Here is a 16,454-nt window from a genome sequence, read left to right on the forward strand (position 1 = left end):
CTCCTGCTCTTTCGATTGCCGCGATATTGAACCGCAGTAAGAGAATTGGCGGGGAATGGGCTATAAGTACTTGTTATAGTGATGGGTTCCCAGCCCGCGCTGCAAGCGCGTGACGCACTTATATTTAGCGATATCCGCCGGCGCGTCCTAACGCAGGCTGTAGTTCAACACTGACTCTGATAGCGACTGATATATCATTATGCGACGTTCCAGTTCCGCCACCGATGCGCCGGACAACGAAGCGGGGATCAAAACTCTCCGTTCTTTGTGGCCTTATCTACTTGAGCATAAGCGCCGGGTTTCATTGGCTTTGTTATGTTTGATGGGAGCGAAAGGCGCCAGCGTCGGCTTGCCGTTTATTCTTAAATACATTATCGATGGCCTCGATTCGGGGCGCGCCAACATTGTGGTGGGATTGCCTCTGGCCTTGTTGTTGGCCTATGGCGCGGCAAGGCTTGGCAATGTGCTATTCGGCGAAGTGCGCGATGCCCTGTTTGGGAGAGTGACGGAGCGGGCCATGCGGCGCATCGGCTTGCAGGCGTTTCAACATTTGCACTCCCTGGATCTTGATTTCCACTTGAATCGCAATACCGGCGGCTTGTCTCGGGATATCGAGCGTGGGCTGTCCGGCATCAGCTTTCTAATGCGGTTTATGGTGTTCAATATCGCGCCCACGCTGCTGGAAATCCTCATGGTGATCGGCCTGCTGTTGATGAACTACTCGCTGTGGTTCGCGCTGATCACCTTTGTCGCCGTGGTGTTGTACGTCGCTTACTCGGTGGTGGCGACGGACTGGCGCACGGAGCATGTGCGGGAAGCCAATCGCGCGGACTCTGAAAGCAATACCCGGGTTGTGGATAGCCTGCTCAACTATGAGACGGTGAAATATTTCACCAATGAAGAATACGAAGCACGGCGCTATGACGCCGTGCTGGCGCGTTGGGAGCAGGCGCGCCGCAAAAACCGCTTGTCGCTGTTTGTGTTGAACGGCGGACAGGCGTTTATTGTGGCGCTGGCCATGACGTCGATGATGATTTTGGCTGCGCAAAATGTCGTGGCGGGAGAGATGACCTTAGGTGACTTCGCCCTCATCAACGCTTTTATGATGCAGCTGTTCATGCCGCTGAATTTCCTGGGTTTTATCTATCGCGAGATGAAAGGCTCGCTCGCCAACATTGAGCAACTGTTCGTACTGTTGCGCAGAACCTCGCAAGTGCCTGACAAGGTCGGCGCCCCCGAGTTGCAGGTGGGACAGGGGGCGCTTGAATTTTCTGACGTCCATTTCGGTTACTCGACCCAACGCCCCATATTGCAAGGCGTCAGCTTCCGCATTGAACCGCAACGCAAAGTGGCGGTGGTGGGAGGCAGCGGGGCGGGGAAGTCGACGCTGGTCAAACTGCTGTTTCGTTTCTACGACGTCAATGGCGGCGCCATAAAAGTGGATGGGCAGGACATTCGGGAGGTGGCGTTGAAGTCGCTGCGCTCCGCGATTGCGATTGTGCCTCAGGATACGGTGCTGTTTAACGACAGCCTATACGAAAACATCCGCTATGGCCGGATTGATGCGACGGAGGAAGACGTCTGGCGCGCTATCCGTATGGCGCATCTGGAAGAGTTTATCCAACATCTGCCGGATGGTGTGAATACCTTGGTGGGAGAGCGCGGATTGAAGTTGAGCGGCGGCGAAAAGCAACGCGTCGCCATTGCCCGCGCGATTTTGAAGAACCCGCCCATACTGGTGTTTGACGAGGCGACCTCTTCGTTGGACAGCAAGTCCGAACAAAGCGTGTTGCAGGCGATCAGGGAAGTCTCTCAGGGGCAGACCAGTCTGGTGATCGCCCACCGGTTGTCTACGGTTATCGACGCCGACTTGATCGTGGTGCTGCAGGACGGAAAAGTCGCAGAGCAGGGGACTCACTCTGAACTGCTGGCGCTCAATGGCGTTTACGCCAATCTATGGCGCATCCAGCAACGCGAGGATACGGAAACTCCGGCCGTCAGGCCGGAGCAAGAAGCCTCAGACGAGCACTATTCAACGCCCAGATAATCGGCTTTACCTATGTCCACACCGTTGTGGCGCAGGATGGCGTAGGCGGTAGTAATGTGGAAATACAGATTGGGCAGCACGAAGTGCAACAGGTAGCGCTGACCAGTGAAAGTTGGCGTGTAAGAGCCCAGCTTCAGTTGAATGGTCTTTTCTTCCGTATTGTCGATCTGCTCTGGAGTGAAGGTTTTTACGTAATCAATGGTCTTGGTGACCCGGGCGGATAACTCCGCCAATGTGATTTCGTTGTCCTCGAAAACCGGCGGCTGCTGGTCGGAAAGCCGCGCGACGCAGCCTTTCACTGTATCGGTGGCGATCTGAATCTGAGAAGAAAGCGGCAACATATCCGGATACAGGCGGTAATTAACCAAGTTTTGAGGGTTGAAGCCTTTTTTCTCCGCGTGGGCGGCGGCTTTCTCCAGGATCTGGTTGAGGTTGCCGAGCATGCGGATGAAGATGGGGACGGAAGTCTGGTACATGGATATAGACATAATATCGCCTCCGGCGATGATAAGAGTTGGTTATTTGCGGTCATAAGGCCGGTGATGGCCGGTAAAATACAAGCTAACCAGACGGCGCCGACAGATCCTGGCGCCGGGCTCCCCATTCTAACTGGCTCCGAGTGGGAAAACGTAACTTAATAACATACTTTTTAGCGGTTACGGTTTTCCGACGTGCGATTGGTTAAAATTTGAGTATAATGTCGCCCGCAAATTTTTTGCTCTGGTTTTACGTTCCAGCACGCAATATAGGAAAAGTGAATGTCACAGTATGTTATCTGTGCGCTGTACAAGTTCGTCGCCCTTGACGACTTTGAGGCGCTGCGCGCTCCATTGCTTGAAGTCATGGAGAAAAATGAAATCAAAGGCACCCTGTTGCTGGCCCGCGAAGGCGTAAACGGCACGGTCTCCGGAACCCGCGAGGGGATGGACGCGCTGCTGGCCTGGCTGAAGTCTGATCCTCGTATGGCGGACTTGAGCTACAAAGAATCCTACGATGAGAACGTTCCGTTCTATCGCACCAAAGTCAAACTGAAGAAAGAAATCGTCACCATGGGCGTGGAGGGCATTGATCCGAAACGTGTGGTGGGCACTTACGTCAAACCGCAGGATTGGAATGCGCTGATTACCGATCCTGAGGTGTTGCTGATCGACACCCGTAACGATTACGAAGTGCAAATCGGCAAGTTTAAGAATGCGATCAACCCGAATACGGAAACATTCCGTGAGTTTCCAGATTACGTCAAAAGCAATCTTGATCCGGCCAAGCACAAGAAAGTGGCGATGTATTGCACCGGCGGCATTCGCTGTGAGAAATCCACTGCTTACCTGAAAGAGCTGGGCTTTGAGGATGTCTATCACCTGGAAGGCGGCATTCTGAAGTATCTGGAGGAAGTGCCTCAGGAAGAATCAACCTGGGAAGGCGAGTGCTTCGTATTCGACAATCGGGTGGCGGTGGACCACGGCCTCAACAAAGGCAGCTATGACCAGTGCCACGCCTGTCGTATGCCCATCAGCGCGGAAGATATGCAGAGCGAGCATTACAAGAAGGGCGTCAGCTGTCCTCATTGTCATGACAAGGTCTCCGAAGACCAGCTTCGCCGCTTCGCAGCGCGTGAGCAGCAGATTGAACTGGCCAAGTCGCGCGGAGAAGAGCATATCGGCTCTGAAGCGGCCAAAGCGATTAAAAAGCGCCAGGCTGAGAAGAAGCTGAAGCGCAAAAACTATCATCAGCACCTGACTCAAGGCGCTGAATAGCAAAAAGGCCGGCTTAATCGCCGGCCTTTTTCGTTGTGGTTTCCCCTGCCTTAATCCGTAATCAGGCGGCTGAGTTGTTGGTTCAGTCGCGCCACTTCGCGTCGGAGTTCGTTGACCTCGTCCAATAAATCCAGGGACATGGCGAGTCCGGGCAGGTTGAGCTGCAGGTCACGCTGCAGACGCATCGCCCGGCTTAATCGCGCCAACGCCAACGTATTGAACTGCCATTGGTGGGCCGGCCGCTCCTCCACGGGCGCGATGACGCCATAACTGACCAGTTCAATAACGAACTCGGCGTTGACGCCGCCGCGCTCGCATAATTCGCGCAACGTGTAGGTGTCGCTTTGTCCAAGCACTTCCACCGTGCTGACGATCGTTTTACGCGTCATCTCTCACACCCCCAACTTGCTGCGCGGATTATAGGATTTTTCTTTTTCCGCAAGCTCCTTATAAAGCGCTTCCGCATCTGCGCTATGGGACTTGGGCAAGGTTACCTGCAGTACGATAATCTGGTCTCCGGCGGGATTGCCGGGCAACCCTTTGCCTTTCAGTCTCAGTTTTTGTCCGCTGCTGGCGCCTTTGGGAACTTTCACGTTGACCTTACCGCTCAATGTTGGCGCTGTCACGGTGGCCCCCAGCGCAGCTTCCCATGGCGAGACAGGCAGAGTCAGATAAATATCTTTGCCGTCGACGGAGTACACCGGATGGGGCGCCAGCTCCACTTCCAGAAACAGGTCGCCGTTCTCAGCTCCGCCAAACCCAGTTGCGCCCTGACCGCGTAAACGGATGTGCTGTCCGGGACCCATTCCGGCTGGAATTTTCACATTGAGAGATTTACTGCGATGACCTACCAAGCCGTATTCGTCGATTTCCGGCACTTGCACCTGAACTTGTTTCTCACACCCGTGGAAAGCTTCCTCCAGGAACAAGGCGATTTTGGCATGCACGTCCTCGCCGCGCATGCGGAAGCTCTGTTGATGACCTTGTTTATAGGTGCGATGGGCGGAACCGCCGCGGCCGAAGATCGATTCGAAAAAGTCGCTGAAGTGACGCGAGTCCGCCTCGGTGAAGCCGCCGCCGTTGAAGTTTGACGCGGACTCCCAATCCGGCGGCGGGCGGAAACGACCGTCTTCGCTGTAAGCTCCCATGCGCTTGAGCTGATCGTATTCCGCGCGCTTTTCCGGGTCTTTCAAAACCTCATAAGCTTCGCCGACTTCTTTGAATTTGACCTCCGCATCCTTTTCTTTACTGACATCCGGATGATACTTACGGGCGAGCTTGCGGTACGCTTTTTTGATGTCATCGGCGGACGCTGCTTCCGCGACGCCGAGAATCTTGTAATAGTCTTTGAATTCCATAGATTTTTACCAACCTTCACAGACCCTGCGTCTCATTGCCGTTAGAATATCCAGCCCAAGGTCGGGCGGGCATTGCCTTAGGTCAGATATAATGCTGAAAAGGCGACATTCAACGTCGGACCACATAAAATAGGCGGCTTTTTCTGGGGAAGGAGTCAGCGCCCTCTATGCTGAGCTATCAACATGTCTATCATGCAGGCAACTTCGCCGATGCGCACAAGCATTGGGTGTTGTCTTTATTGCTGCAGGCGCTGTGTAAAAAATCCACGCCCTGGCGCTATCTGGAAACCCATGCAGGCCGTGGCGACTATGACCTGACCTCCGAGGAAGCGCAAAAAACCTCAGAGTGGACGGCGGGTATTTTGCCGCTGATGCAGGCCAAGGGGACCTGTCCGCCGGAATTCGACGCCTATTTGGCGGCGGTGAGAGGGTTGAACCCCGACGCTGGAAAACTGACCCGCTATCCTGGCTCTCCGGCGATCGCCGCTGGTTTCCTGCGTGAGACGGATCAGTTGGCTTTGTGCGAACTGCACCCTAAAGAATACGCGGAACTTAAGCGCCAATTCGGACGGAACAGGCAAATCCATATTCACCAAAGAGATGGCTTCGAGGGCGTTATGGCGATGTCGCCGCCGCCGGAAAAGCGCGGCTTGGTGATGATTGATCCCAGCTATGAGCTGAAGGACGACTATCAACGTATCCCCGCTTATATAAGCAAGCTGACCAAGAAGTGGTCGAACGCGGTTATCGCCATCTGGTATCCCGTACTTGCGGAGAAGCGCCACGAACAAATGCTTGAGTTGATGCGCCAGCTTCCTTTGCACAAGACGCTGCGCAGCGAGTTGATCTTAACGCCGGTGGCGCGCGGAATGTACGGAAGTGGTATGCTTGTGGTCAATCCGCCCTGGCGGCTCGATGAGCAACTGCAGGCGGGTTGGGCGCACCTCAGCGAAGCCCTTCGCGGCGATCCAAAAGCCTCCTGTAGCGCTGATTGGCTGATAGCGGAGTAATTCCGCAGCGACAAGTCGGCCTGGGAGCGCCGACGCTTGAGGATGACACAAAGGGTATGCGGCCGGCGCCGCAGCCTACTGGACATGAATTCATTGGATACAGGTTTGTGTGGTGAATTGGACTAGCCAAGGAACAATATTAATAACCGGAGCGGCCCAAAGGGTTGGGCTCCATTGTCTGCAGCGGCTGCTTGAAAAAGGCGAGCGGGTCGCCATGACCTATCGCTCAGAGCGGCCGGAAATCGCCGAACTGCGGGAGCGCGGGGCGATATGTCTGCAGGTGGATTTTACGGAACAAGGCTCCGTCGAACGGCTGATACGACGGTTAAAGGAGGAAGTGGGTCCACTTAGGGCGTTGATACATAACGCGTCCTCATGGGCTCCCGACCGGAGTGAGGATACGGACTACCGGGCGGTGATGCAGGATATGGTGGCGATACATATGACGGCGCCTTACCTGCTGAATATGCATTGTTACGACCTGCTGGAGCAGGGGCGTAACCCATGGTCCGATATCATTCATATTTCCGATTACGTGGTTGAAAAAGGAAGTGACAACCATATTGCGTACGCCGCCGCGAAAGGGGGAATGGAAAGCATGACCCGATCTTTCGCCAAGCGCTACGCGCCGCATATCAAGGTAAACACTATCGCTCCGTCGTTATTGATGTTCAATGACGGCGACGATCCGGACTACCGAACTAAAACCTTAAGGAAGTCCGCCCTTGGGATCGAACCCGGTCCCGACGTGGTCTGGCAGGCAATCGCCTTTATCCTGGACTGCTCGTATATGACCGGGCGGGAAATCAAGCTCGATGGCGGACGTCATATCCGTTGATCATAATGATCCATAGGTAATGTAGAGGAACCAACATGTTAGACAAACTGGTCGCGCAGTACAGCGCAATTATTGAATCCCTCGGAGAGGATGTTAACCGTGAGGGACTGCGCGATACGCCTAAGCGTGCCGCCAAAGCGATGCAGTTTCTGTGTCGCGGCTATAACCAGTCGTTAGAGGAAGTCACCAACGGGGCGATTTTCGAGTCGGATACGGACGAAATGGTTCTGGTTAAGGACATCGAATTATACTCCCTGTGTGAACACCATTTGCTGCCTTTCATCGGGCGTTGCCACATTGCCTATATTCCGAATGGCAAAGTGTTGGGCTTGTCGAAGTTTGCGCGCATCGTGGATATGTTCGCGCGTCGTATGCAGATTCAGGAGAATTTGACCCGGCAGATCGCAGAAGCGGTTTTGGAAGTCACCAACGCGCACGGCGTTGGCGTCATTATCGAAGCGCGTCACATGTGCATGATGATGCGAGGCGTTGAGAAGCAGAACTCGGTTATGAGTTCATCCGTCATGTTGGGCTCCATGCGCAACAATCCTTCCACCCGCAGTGAGTTCCTCACGCTGGTGCATAGCCGTCGGGCGCTGTAAGCAGTCACCGACAGGGACGCCGCGTGTAGCGGCGACCTCCACACAGGCGCTTATCAGGTGATGGGCGCTTCGCTGCGGGAAATATGATCCTCCATATCGGAGTGGAATGTCTCCACTACCTGTTCCGCCAGGTCCACCTGATTAAAGCGAGCAATGTGAAAGATCGCCTCGCCCTCGTGGGCCAGCGGCAAGTTGCTGCGTCCAATGATGATGCCGGAGCAGGGCGATAAAATGGGTTCTCCCTGGCTGTCCAGGGGGCCATTCAGATAACCCAGCAAATCCCCTTTGTTAACCCGGCTTCCCAGGGGTTTCAGCGCACGTAGAAATCCGCCTACTGGCGCCCGCACCCATTGCGAGGAACGGGCTACCACAGGCGTGGCTTTGGCTCTTTTCACGCGCATCTTGATCATGCCCAGTTCTTCCATTACCCGGCGCACGCCACGAACGCCAGCGGCGATGCAGTTCTCATCAAAGCGCAGCGCTTCACCCGCTTCATAGGTGATGATCGGTACGCCAAGGTCGTCACCGGCGCCACGAAAGGAGCCGTCACGGATTTCAGCATCAATAATGACGGGCACGCCAAACATATGCGCTAGCTCCGCCGCTTTCTGATTGTCCAAATGCACTCGTATTTGCGGAAGATTGCTGCGGTCGATCGCTCCTGTATGAAGGTCAATGGCGCAATCCGCCTGTTGCAATACGCAGGTGGTGAACAGGTGCGCCATACGCGCCGCCAGTGAGCCTTTCTCGCTGCCGGGAAAGCATCGGTTGAGGTCGCGTCGGTCAGGCAGGTAACGGGATCGATGAATGGTGCCCAGCACGTTCACGATGGGAACGGCGATCAGGGTGCCTTTCAGATTTTTCAACCAGGTGGCGTGCAAGACGCGTCGCACGATTTCCACGCCGTTGAGTTCATCGCCATGTATGGCGGCGCAAATCAGCAGACGTGGACCTTTAGACCTGCCGTGCACCACTTCGACAGGAATGGATACATCGGTCTGGGTGTAGAGCTGTCCGACGGGAAGCTCGAATTGTTGACGATGTCCCGGCGCGACCTGCGCGCCAAGAAACTCAAAAGGTTTGGACTTAACCGCCATTGTTGCACATCCTGACTGTCTTCAAGCAGCGGCGTCGTCCGAAGTTCGCCAAGCGTTATCGCACCAGTTCGATTTCGCCATTGACGGTCATGGTGACCGTTTGCGTGCCGGCTGCTACGGCAGGCGTCGCCATCTCGGCCATTTTGGCTGCGCCGAAGCTGCGCATTTCCTGGCGCGCATAATAGACGGGACCGCTGCTTGAAATATTCATGTTTACGATTTTGTAGCTCTGCGCTCCCAGTTGGGAGGTAATCAACTTGGCGCGCTCGCCAAATGATTTCAGCGCTTCGCCGATTAGTTCGTTTTCTTTGGACGCTTTCAGAGCGTCAGAGGCGTCGAATTCCACATTTTGTACTTTCAGACGCTCCTGCAGTTCGCCAATAAGGCCGGACAGCGCTTCGATATCTTTACTTTCCAGCTTCAGGGACTGCTCCGCATTCCAGGCTACGATTTTTTGCTCTTTGTAGCGGGGATCAGTGCGGTAATCCTGGGTCTGGTACTTCACGCTTTTGGCGGATTTTACTTCATCCAGCGCCCAACGCATGGCTTTGTTTACATCATCCGCCGCCTGTTGTGCGGTTTTCTGCTGTGATTGGGAGTGTAGTACGACGCGCATGATGTCGTTCTCCAGTTCGCCTTTGGCTTCAGTGGAGAGTTGAACGCGGTCGTAATTGGTTTGCTCAGCAGCGAACGCAGGCATGGCCAGAACGCTGAGTACAAGAAATCTGCTTATCGACATGATTTTCTCCCTAATCCTAAAAATAGTTGCTGTTCAGCAACATAGCAAAATGATCCTGAGGGCTAAAGATAAATTTAGTTAAGGAGAAGCGATGGTGAGTGAATTTACGAGGGGCGCGTTAGTAAAGAAGGGGAGGGAGAAGAGAAATCAGAAACGTGCTTTATTCAGGGCAAAAAAAAACCGCGAAATAAATTTCGCGGCAGGAATTGTGCACTTTCATCAGGCTGGAGTCCAAAGGGTGTCAACAGTAGTAGATGCTGTTGAGATACTCGTCCAACGCTGCAAAATTTGCTTGCTCTTGGTCAGTATTTGGAACACAAACTTTCCAATTTTCATCATACATCATACTTGTCTCTCCCTAAGTCAAGTGGCCTGAGTCGGTTCTCTAGGGCCTGAAAACACAGTTAAACGATGGCTACTGCTTCACGTTTACGGGATTCATATTATCAAGGTGAAAGAAATCCGGCTTGACCGCCTGTGTTAAGCTTTTGACATTCTGTTGCAACTTTGCGCAGCTATGGTCGGCTTCTTCTTTAATTGCTACAGCGTCTGCATTGTTGCGGAAAAATCGCCCCCGACTCTTACCGCCATACGTGGATGATTGTTATATTGGCCGCTAATAATAATTAACAGTCCCATTTAAATGGTTGAGATTAGTTGATATGGATCAGCCCACTGTCGCCGGTTCCACCGTTAAAGCGCTTTGCTTTTGGCTTGCTGAGCGAGGGATGGATATCAATGCTTTGGCGCGTGAGGCTGAGCTGGATCTCTCCATGCTGGAAGATCAGGACTATCGAGTCCCATTACCGGCTTATAATTTGTTGTGGTCTCGCGCCGAAGAAACCCTGAAGGACCCTGCTGTTGGCCTGCATGTAGGAGAGTGGGTTGATTCACGCCGCATGGGGGTGATTGGACACATCATCTTCAACAACCGCACCCTGGAGCAGGGTTTAAAGCAATACGTGCGCCTGTCTGCGCTAGTGAACGAGGGGGTGCGTACGGAATTTCACCTGCAGGGGGACGATGCGGTCATTGAGTATCATTGCGAACGGCCCGAGTATTATCATCGCGCGGGTATGGATCGGATGCTGGCGTTGTCGGTGACCAGGGCGCGGCGCTTTGTCAGCGAGAAGATCTACCTGACCAAAGTGGGCTTTGCTCACCCTGCGCCTGAGTATGTCGCCGAATACGAGCGCATCTTTCAATGCCCGGTGAGCTTCGGCCAGCCCTGTTGCTCTCTCGCCTTCAATAAAGACTTTCTCTCCTTTGAACTTCCCCAGCGTAATCCTTATTTGCATCAGGCGTTAACTCGCCAAGTGGAGGCGCTGCTGCAGAAGCTGTCTCTGCGCCGTACGGTGTCGCACAAAGTGAAGGCGATTGTGGCCAAGCGCCTGTCCCGAGGCGATATCGAAGCGGAAAAAGTGGCGGAGAAAATGAATATGTCGCGTCACACCCTGTACCGCAAACTGAAACAGGAAGACGTGTCATTCCAGGAACTGGTGGAGCAGGTGCGTAAGGATAAAGCCTTGGATTATCTGCAGAAAGGTAAGTATTCCCTTAGCGAAATCGCCTTCCTGCTGGGGTTCTCCGAGCTGAGCGCATTCAGCCGCGCGTTTAAGCGCTGGACCGGGGAAAGCCCCGCCAACTATCGCAGTCAGCAATAGCTGGCGTCACAAGGCTTAGCCTTCTAAAACCCTTCCGCTTCGTTGGCCTCACCGCTCTTTCGCGTGGGGCGGGCGAGCAGTAACGACAACAGAATGCTGATGATGGCGCCGGAGATAAACAGGGTGACGGTGTAACGGTTATTGGTTTGATCATGGAAGGCCTGATTGGGCGTGATGCGCAGTAGCCATTGTCGTCCCGGCAGTTCCAGCGTATCGCTATACAGCCAGGATTTGCGTTTCTTAATATTTTCCTCACCGTCCTGCGGCAGCACCAGCTTCACTAATGGGTCGCTGGCGTAGCGCATCAAGTCAAACATGGATAGGGTGAAGCCCTCCGGTTTGTAGTCGACGACCGCGGTTTTCAGACTATGTTCCAGATCGAAACTGATAGCGATGAGCATGTCGTCCACCCGACGGATATAGCGAACTTCGCCGCGGTAGGCGGGATTCTGGGAGTTGATGCGGGTCACCGGCGTTGCGATGGTTTCCCCACTGCGCCAAGCCTCGTCGAAGGCGGGTTGAAGCTCGGGCAATTCGGTGACCCGCTTGATGTCGTTGAGCGTCAGGGATTGCAGGCTGTTGATGTCCGTCACGCTGAAACGACGGCCGTCATCGGCGGATTTTGCGATAACCAGATGCTCAATGGTGCTGATGTTGGGAAATCCCTGCAAAAACACCCGTGTGGCGTCAGTGGCGGCGTCTTCCGATTCGGGACGAGCGCTGCACATACGGAACCACAATTCCGCGGCGGCGCGATTTTGTTCAAACGTGCGGCGGACCGTTTGTGCAATGAACTGCGCTTCCTGAACAAAACGCGCATGAGCGTCTTTTTCTTGCTGCTTATTGGAAAAATAGGACATCGCCGCGGTTAGCGACAGCCCCACCAATAGCGCCAGGAGTGATGGCAGAGAAAGTAAAAACCCGTACATATTGCGGGACTGCATTGAATCCTCCGGATAATTGCCGCCCCCAGGCGGTTACCAACCTGTTTCCGCTGAAAGCGTAATCCATATTCGTGACAGCCGGTAACTATAGAGTTCCCCATTATCCGCATCAAGCGGAAGCCTGAAAGCCTTTATCTTTGATATACATAAGTGCCCGGTGCGTCACAAAGTTGCGGATAATCGGAATCTGGCGCACCAAGCGGCGGAGGCGAGGTTTGCTCAGAGCTGCTGTGATCCCGCAGCCACTGGCTCCAGGCCGGCCACCAGGAGCCGTCATGGCGAGTCGCAATGTTGAGCCAGTCGTCAGGGCTGTAATTGCGGTCCTTGCCGTAACGGGTGTTGATTTGATAACTGCGCCTCGGATGACCGGGTTCGCTGATGATGCCCGCGTTGTGACCGCCGCTGGTCAATAAAAAAGTAATCTCTGCGGAACTGGTAAGGCGGCGGATTTTATAAACGGATTTCCAGGGCGCGACATGATCTTTGGTGGCGCCAACGACGAAGATGGGAATACGGATGTCCCTTAAGAATATCGGACTGTCATCCACTTCAAAACGGCCTTCGGCGAGGTCGTTATTCAGAAACAGACTGCGCAGATATTGCGAGTGCATGCGGTAGGGCATGCGAGTGGTGTCCGCGTTCCAGGCCATCAGATCGTTCATCTTACTGCGTTCGCCCAGCATGTATTCGCGCACGATGCGCGACCACAGAAGGTCCTTTGAGCGCAGCATCATGAAGGCGCCGGACATTTGCGTGGCGTCCAGATAACCCTGCTCCCACATCAGGTCTTCCAGGAAGGTGAGCTGACTTTCATTGATGAACAACATCAGTTCTCCAGCTTCCTTGAAGTCTGTTTGCGCAGCGAAAAGGCTGATGGTGGCGAGTCGTTTATCTTCATCTCTCGCCATCGCAGCGGCGGCGATGCTGAGCAGGGTGCCGCCAAGACAATAGCCGACGCCGTGTATCGGTGGCGCGTCGGGAACGATGGCGGAGATTGCGTCCAGCGCTTCCATCACTCCCAGTCGCAGATAATCCTGCATACCGAGATTGCGATCTTTGCCATCCGGGTTCAGCCAGGAAATCATAAACACCGTATGGCCCTGTTCCACCAGATAGCGCGCCAGGGAGTTGTGCGGCGACAGGTCGAGAATGTAGTACTTCATGATCCAGGCGGGAACGATAAGCACCGGTTCTTTGTACGCGCTTTCTGTCGTAGGCGCGTACTGGATCAGTTCTATCAGGCGATTGCGATAAATCACTTTGCCTGGGGTCACGGCGAGATTCTCGCCAACCCTGTAGTTTTCCGAGCCGACAGGCGGGTCGCCATTGAGCAGGCGCTGAGCGTCTTCGCGCCAGTTCTCCAGGCCGTCGAGGAAATTTTTGCCGCCGGTTTCCAGGGTTTTCTTGATGACCTCCGGATTCAGCCAGGGAATATTAGACGGAGACATCAAATCTAATATCTGACGGGCGCAAAAGGAGACGATATTTTCGTTGCGGGGCGACACGCCGGGAATATCCGTAGTTGCGTAGTGCCACCACTGCTCATAAAGCAGGAACCATTGGTAGGCCAGATTAAAGGGAAAGTGGCCCCATTCCTCGTTGCGAAAGCGAATATCCTGGGGAAGGGGTTCAATGACCGGCTCCGGGTTCTGGTTGGCGATGGCGCGGGAGCAGTAGACGCCATAACGCAGCAGGTTGCGGGAGATGTTTTTGGCCAGTTCAGCCTGTTTTCCGGGCGCCATCAAGGCATGGCTGACCCAGTCTGTGTAGGCCTGGATGAAAGCGGCGGGAGAATTGCCGCCAGTGCCGTACCCGATAAACGCATGCAGGAGGCGGTCAATCGCCTTTGATTCCGCAAATAAAGAGCTGTCGTCCACGTTAGCCTCTTTGTTTTAGTAGACGTTAAAACATGACGCGAAACGCAGGAGCGCGTCCTGGGTGGATCCGGGGACTGCTTGTGGAATGATCACAGTAAGGAGTTGGGGCTTTGAAAGCAACCGTGAAAGACGGCCGGCGAAACGCAACGCTCGCCGGCTTTGCTGTGGGTCAAGCGTGGCGTAGACGGTGTGCGCCCATGCTGCCTAAAAACAGGACGAACGCCGCGACGACGACCGATGGCCCGGCGGGAGTGTCCCACCACCAGGACAGGCTCAGTCCCGCCACCACCGCGAAGACGCCGCTGGCGATGGCGAGCGCCGCCATTTTTTCCGGTGTATCGCTGAAGGGGCGGGCCGCGGCGGCGGGGATAATCAGCAAGGAGGTCACCAGCAGTACGCCGACGACTTTCATGGCGAGAGCGATGACTAGCGACATCATCAGCATCAATTGCAATTGAGTGCGTAATACGTTGTAGCCTTCTACCGCTGCGAGATCTTCATTCAGGGTCATCATCAACAGGGAGCGCCACAGGAGTTTGAGCATGATGATGGCCGCCACCGCACCGGCGAAAATCCAAATGACATCCTGATAATTGAGCGCCAACAGGTCGCCGAACAGATAGCTCATCAAGTCCACTTGCTGGTCCCGCATAAAGCTCAGCGCCACTAGGCCCAGAGACAAGGAGCTGTGCGCCAGGATGCCCAGCAGCGTGTCGGTAGCGATGTGTTTTTGCCTCTGCATCAGGGCCAGCGTCAGGCCCATTAATACGCATCCGGCGGTGATGGCGAGGCTGACGTTCACCTCCAGCATCAAGCCTAACGCGACGCCCATCAACGCGGAATGGGACAGGGTGTCTCCGAAATAAGACATGCGCCGCCACACCACAAAGCAGCCCAAAGGCCCGGTGATAAAAGCCAGGCCAATGCCCCCCAACAGGGCGGGAATGAGAATATCAAGCATGTTGGCCGCCGTGAGAGCATTCGCTGCCTGCGGCGACGGTGCCGTCGGCATGGTGATGATGATCGTGATGGTGGTGGTAGACCGCCAGCGAGCGCGCCGCCTGGGTCCCGAACAGATTGATGAAAGCGGGCTCGTTGGACACTTTTTCTGGGTGTCCGGCGCAGCAGATATGCCGGTTCAGGCACAACACTTGATCCGTAGAAGCCATCACCAAATGAAGATCGTGAGAGACCAGCAAGGCGCCGCAGTGCAGATCATCCCGCAGCGAACGGATAAGGCGGTACAGCTCCGCCTGGCCGGTAACGTCCACTCCTTGCGCGGGTTCATCCAGCACCAACAAGTCCGGCGCCCGTTGCAACGCGCGCGCCAGTAGCACCCGTTGCAGCTCGCCGCCGGATAAGGTGTGCATGGGCTGTTTGGCGACGTGCTCCATTTCCACTCTTTGCAGGGCTTCACGCCAACGTTGCGGGTTGTGCGCCAATTGCAGAAAGCGTTTAACGGTCAGAGGCAAAGACGCGTCAATGTGAAAGCGTTGCGGCATGTAGCCGATTTTCAGGCCGGGACGGCGCAGCACTTCACCACGGCTCAACGGCTGTATGCCCAAGAGCGCTTTGGCCAGCGTGGATTTGCCAGCGCCGTTGGGACCAATGACCGTGATTATTTCGCCGGGGTTGATATCAAAAGTGATGTTTTCGATCAGTGTGCGGCCTTGAATTTCGACAGTGACGTCTTGCAGGCGTATCAATGGCGGCGAGTTCATTGGGCTGTCCTGCAGGCAGTGCACAGGCCGCTGATTTCCAGCGTCATGCTTTCCACTTCGAAATCCTGCTCCTGCGCCAGGCTCAACAACTGCTTGCGCAGCGCGTCTTCAGTAATTTCCTGTGCGCGTTTGCACTGTTTGCAAATCAAAAAGCCGCCTTGGTGGCCTTCCTGAGGGCAAACGCAACCCATGAAGGCGTTCAGTGACGCAATGCGATGCACAAGACCGTTTTCCTGCAGAAACTCCAGCGCCCGGTATACGGTCGGCGGCGCGGAATTACGACCTTCCTGTCCAAACTGAGCCAGGATGTCGTAGGCGCCAATGGGCTTGTGAGATTGCCAGATCAGCTCCAACACCCGCAAGCGGGTGTCAGTCAGTCTCAGACCGCGTTCTTTACAGAGTTTCTTGGCGGTAATCAGCGCGTCATGAATGCAGGAGGCGTGATTATGTTGCTGAAACACGGCGTTGTCGGATTGGCTGTTCATAATGATTCCGCAAGAGTTGCAATGCTGGCGTTAGCGCCGTCGTCGGCGGAGGCGTAAGAAATGTAATGTTATAACAATTGAGCTTGCGCTGAAACCGTCAACGGCGTTCATAGCGGCGTCTGGCGTGAAGCAAGTCGCCAAAGTAGCTAAATTTCGCGTTTTTATAAGGTTACTTGTATGCAAAACCGCCGGTTAGGGTCCATAATCCTTGGCTGGACGTTCGGCAGGCGCTTGTCGACGTCCGTATTATAAAAATATAAATCAGGGCGGAATGAAACCGGCGTATGCCGGATTGCCAGGAAGGTCGCGCTGAGTCCT

General features: G+C 54.7%; 16 protein-coding genes. 6 read left to right on the forward strand and 10 right to left on the reverse strand.

Annotated features, from left to right (window positions below; translation table 11 throughout):
* The first annotated feature begins 199 nt into the window (after positions 1-199).
* On the forward strand, positions 200-2,047 hold the full coding sequence (locus EUZ85_RS04720) for an ABC transporter ATP-binding protein/permease (RefSeq protein WP_127968159.1): 1,848 nt from the start codon (positions 200-202) through the stop codon (positions 2,045-2,047).
* Here the strand turns inward: EUZ85_RS04720 and EUZ85_RS04725 are convergent.
* Complete coding sequence (locus EUZ85_RS04725) at positions 2,029-2,535, reverse strand: DUF1993 family protein (protein ID WP_127968160.1); 507 nt, start codon at positions 2,533-2,535, stop codon at positions 2,029-2,031. The genes EUZ85_RS04720 and EUZ85_RS04725 overlap by 19 nt on opposite strands.
* Positions 2,536-2,805: 270 nt before the next feature.
* Between EUZ85_RS04725 and EUZ85_RS04730 the strand changes: the two genes are divergently transcribed.
* Positions 2,806-3,801, forward strand: a complete 996-nt coding sequence (locus EUZ85_RS04730) for a rhodanese-related sulfurtransferase (RefSeq protein WP_127968161.1) — start codon at positions 2,806-2,808, stop codon at positions 3,799-3,801.
* Positions 3,802-3,851: 50 nt separating this feature from the next.
* Here the strand turns inward: EUZ85_RS04730 and EUZ85_RS04735 are convergent, their stop codons facing one another.
* Positions 3,852-4,190 carry a chaperone modulator CbpM gene (locus EUZ85_RS04735; RefSeq protein WP_127968162.1) on the reverse strand — a complete coding sequence of 113 codons (339 nt, stop codon included), beginning with the start codon at positions 4,188-4,190 and terminating at the stop codon, positions 3,852-3,854.
* 3 nt (positions 4,191-4,193) lie between these two features.
* Positions 4,194-5,159, reverse strand: a complete 966-nt coding sequence (locus tag EUZ85_RS04740) for a DnaJ C-terminal domain-containing protein (protein ID WP_127968163.1) — start codon at positions 5,157-5,159, stop codon at positions 4,194-4,196.
* Between the two features lie 167 nt (positions 5,160-5,326).
* Between EUZ85_RS04740 and EUZ85_RS04745 the strand changes: the two genes are divergently transcribed.
* The 3 genes from EUZ85_RS04745 (at position 5,327) to folE (ending at position 7,609) form a co-directional block, all read left to right on the forward strand.
* Entirely contained in the window at positions 5,327-6,169 is an 843-nt protein-coding gene (locus EUZ85_RS04745; protein ID WP_127968164.1) for a 23S rRNA (adenine(2030)-N(6))-methyltransferase RlmJ, read from the forward strand.
* Between the two features lie 112 nt (positions 6,170-6,281).
* Entirely contained in the window at positions 6,282-7,007 is a 726-nt protein-coding gene (gene folM, locus EUZ85_RS04750) for a dihydromonapterin reductase (RefSeq protein ID WP_164887183.1), read from the forward strand.
* 35 nt (positions 7,008-7,042) lie between these two features.
* The gene (folE, locus tag EUZ85_RS04755; protein WP_127968166.1) at positions 7,043-7,609 is read left to right on the forward strand and encodes a GTP cyclohydrolase I FolE; all 567 of its coding nucleotides are present in this window, start codon (positions 7,043-7,045) and stop codon (positions 7,607-7,609) included.
* Between the two features lie 53 nt (positions 7,610-7,662).
* Here folE and EUZ85_RS04760 read toward each other — a convergent pair whose 3' ends face one another.
* Positions 7,663-8,706 carry a succinylglutamate desuccinylase/aspartoacylase family protein gene (locus tag EUZ85_RS04760; RefSeq protein ID WP_127968167.1) on the reverse strand — a complete coding sequence of 348 codons (1,044 nt, stop codon included), beginning with the start codon at positions 8,704-8,706 and terminating at the stop codon, positions 7,663-7,665.
* 55 nt (positions 8,707-8,761) lie between these two features.
* A complete protein-coding gene (locus EUZ85_RS04765) occupies positions 8,762-9,445 on the reverse strand; it encodes an SIMPL domain-containing protein (protein ID WP_127968168.1) in 684 nt (227 codons plus the stop codon).
* A gap of 662 nt (positions 9,446-10,107) precedes the next feature.
* Between EUZ85_RS04765 and EUZ85_RS04770 the strand changes: the two genes are divergently transcribed.
* Positions 10,108-11,109, forward strand: a complete 1,002-nt coding sequence (locus EUZ85_RS04770; RefSeq protein WP_127968169.1) for an AraC family transcriptional regulator — start codon at positions 10,108-10,110, stop codon at positions 11,107-11,109.
* 23 nt (positions 11,110-11,132) lie between these two features.
* Here EUZ85_RS04770 and EUZ85_RS04775 read toward each other — a convergent pair whose 3' ends face one another.
* The 5 genes from EUZ85_RS04775 to EUZ85_RS04795 all read right to left on the reverse strand — a co-directional run bounded on the left by EUZ85_RS04775 (position 11,133) and on the right by EUZ85_RS04795 (position 16,136).
* Positions 11,133-12,053 (reverse strand): hypothetical protein, encoded by a 921-nt coding sequence (locus EUZ85_RS04775; protein ID WP_127968170.1) that lies wholly within the window; start codon positions 12,051-12,053, stop codon positions 11,133-11,135.
* Positions 12,054-12,184: 131 nt separating this feature from the next.
* Entirely contained in the window at positions 12,185-13,930 is a 1,746-nt protein-coding gene (locus EUZ85_RS04780) for an alpha/beta hydrolase (protein ID WP_127968171.1), read from the reverse strand.
* Positions 13,931-14,099: 169 nt separating this feature from the next.
* Complete coding sequence (gene znuB / locus EUZ85_RS04785; protein ID WP_127968172.1) at positions 14,100-14,891, reverse strand: zinc ABC transporter permease subunit ZnuB; 792 nt, start codon at positions 14,889-14,891, stop codon at positions 14,100-14,102.
* The gene (gene znuC / locus EUZ85_RS04790) at positions 14,884-15,651 is read right to left on the reverse strand and encodes a zinc ABC transporter ATP-binding protein ZnuC (RefSeq protein WP_127968173.1); all 768 of its coding nucleotides are present in this window, start codon (positions 15,649-15,651) and stop codon (positions 14,884-14,886) included. Before znuC ends, znuB begins: the two co-directional genes overlap by 8 nt.
* The gene (locus EUZ85_RS04795) at positions 15,648-16,136 is read right to left on the reverse strand and encodes a Fur family transcriptional regulator (protein ID WP_127968174.1); all 489 of its coding nucleotides are present in this window, start codon (positions 16,134-16,136) and stop codon (positions 15,648-15,650) included. The genes znuC and EUZ85_RS04795 overlap by 4 nt, the downstream gene beginning before the upstream one ends.
* Positions 16,137-16,454: the final 318 nt, after the last annotated feature.

Origin of the sequence: Hahella sp. KA22 (assembly GCF_004135205.1) — a bacterium.
In the GTDB taxonomy this organism is placed as follows: Bacteria; Pseudomonadota; Gammaproteobacteria; order Pseudomonadales; family Oleiphilaceae; genus Hahella.